Source organism: Schnuerera sp. (assembly GCF_035459645.1).
Classification (GTDB): Bacteria; Bacillota; Clostridia; order Tissierellales; family Tepidimicrobiaceae; genus Schnuerera.
Window position 1 is genome coordinate 1 of the sequence record NZ_DATHXO010000374.1, and the last position, 1,948, is coordinate 1,948.

Below are 1,948 nucleotides of genomic sequence, written 5' to 3' on the forward strand. Positions count from 1 at the left end.
CGCACCAATTTTATCACACTTAGCGCATACAGCAGCTTCAATTCTTAATGAAAAGGCTGTAACTGAAGCAGGAGATGATTATCAGAATAGCCCAGTAGGAACTGGACCATTTAAGTTTGTAAAGCATGATGCTGGTGACAAAGTGACATTAGAAAGATTCGATGATTACTATAAAGGACCTGCAAAGATTAAAACCATTGTATTCAGAAATATACCAGAAGGAACTAATAGAACTATAGGATTAGAAACTGGTGAAATTGACATTGCTTATGAGATTGAACCTATTGATATGGCAACAGTTAGAGAACATGCAGATTTAGAATTAGTAGAAGAACCTTCTCTATCTACATCCTATATAGGATTTAATATGCAAAAAGAACCTTTCAATGATATAAAGGTTAGAAAAGCTTTAAACCACGCAATAAATGTAGAAGAAATAATCGAAGTAGTATTAGAGGGTGCTGGTACAAAAGCTACTGGTCCAATTAACGATAAGGTTTTTGGCTACAATCAAGACCTAGAAGGTTATGAATATGATCCTGAAAAAGCTAAAGAGTTATTAGCAGATGCTGGCTACCCAGATGGATTTACAACTAGTATTTGGACAAATGACAACCCAGTAAGGGTAAGAATTGCTGAACTAGTACAAGCACACCTTAAAGAAGTTGGAGTAGACGCTGCTATTGAAATAGTAGAGTGGGGAGCATATTTAGAAAGAACTGCAGCAGGTGAACATGATATGTTTATTTTAGGATGGGTAACTGTTACTGGAGATGCAGACTATGGGCTATATGCTCTATTCCACAGTTCACAACATGGTGGAGCAGGTAATAGAACATTCTACACTAATTCAGAAGTAGATGATCTATTGATGACAGGAAGAACTTCAATAGACGAAGATGTAAGACTTGATGCTTATAGTAAAGCACAAACATTAATAGTAGAAGAAGCACCACAACTATTCTTGTATTTCCAAACTCAAAATGTTGGTATGCGAAATAATGTAGAAGGATTTAGATTACATCCAGCTGGTCATCACAAATTGTATAATGTAAGCTTTAAGTAAATATTAATATAGTAAATAAAGGATCCTTCTTAATAAAGGGGAGGATCCTTTATTAAATAAATATCCAACTAATAGCTTTCCATATATAGATTGGAGGAAATAAGTATGCATAGATATATTCTAAGAAGATTATTATTATTAATACCCGTTATTATTGGAGTTACTTTCATTGTTTATACAATTATGTTCTTTACTCCTGGGAATCCAGCTCAAATAATATTAGGAGAAAATGCTCCACAAGAAGCGGTGGAGAAGTTGGAGGAAGAAATGGGGCTAAACGATCCCTTCATAGTTCAGTATTTAAGATTTTTAAAGAATGCAGTTAGAGGTGATTTTGGAAGATCTTATTCTACCAAAAAACCTGTATTTGATGAAGTCTTTGCCAGGTTTCCTGCAACTTTAAAATTGACAGTAGCTGGGATGATTGTGGCTGTTGCTATAGGTATACCAGTAGGTATAATATCTGCGACAAAACAATATTCAATTACTGATAGTGTAACTATGATATTAGCATTACTAGGTGTTTCCATGCCTAACTTTTGGCTTGGACTTATGTTAATATTGTTTTTTTCAGTAAAACTAGGGATATTACCTTCTGGAGGAAATGTAGGCTTTACAAGTCTAATTTTACCAGCTATAACATTGGGAACAAGTGTAGCAGCTATTATTACTCGTATGACCCGTTCATCTATGTTGGAAGTAATTCGCCAAGATTATATAAGAACGGCTAGGGCAAAAGGTGTTACGAGAAGAAAAGTAATAAATAAGCATGCTTTGAAAAATGCTCTTATTCCAGTTGTTACAGTAGTGGGTTTGCAATTTGGTTATTTGTTAGGTGGAGCAGTACTAACTGAATCTGTTTTTTCCTGGCCAGGGGTAGGC

The 1,948-nt window shown here is 34.9% G+C and carries 2 protein-coding genes; both read left to right on the forward strand.

Annotation, left to right across the window (positions count from 1 at the left end; all coding sequences use genetic code 11):
• Positions 1-1,066, forward strand: a 1,066-nt coding sequence (locus VK998_RS08730) for an ABC transporter substrate-binding protein (protein ID WP_325227706.1), incomplete at its 5' end; no start/stop codon positions are given.
• A gap of 105 nt (positions 1,067-1,171) precedes the next feature.
• Positions 1,172-1,948 (forward strand): ABC transporter permease (locus tag VK998_RS08735; RefSeq protein WP_325227708.1); only part of this gene is annotated, 777 nt, incomplete at its 3' end.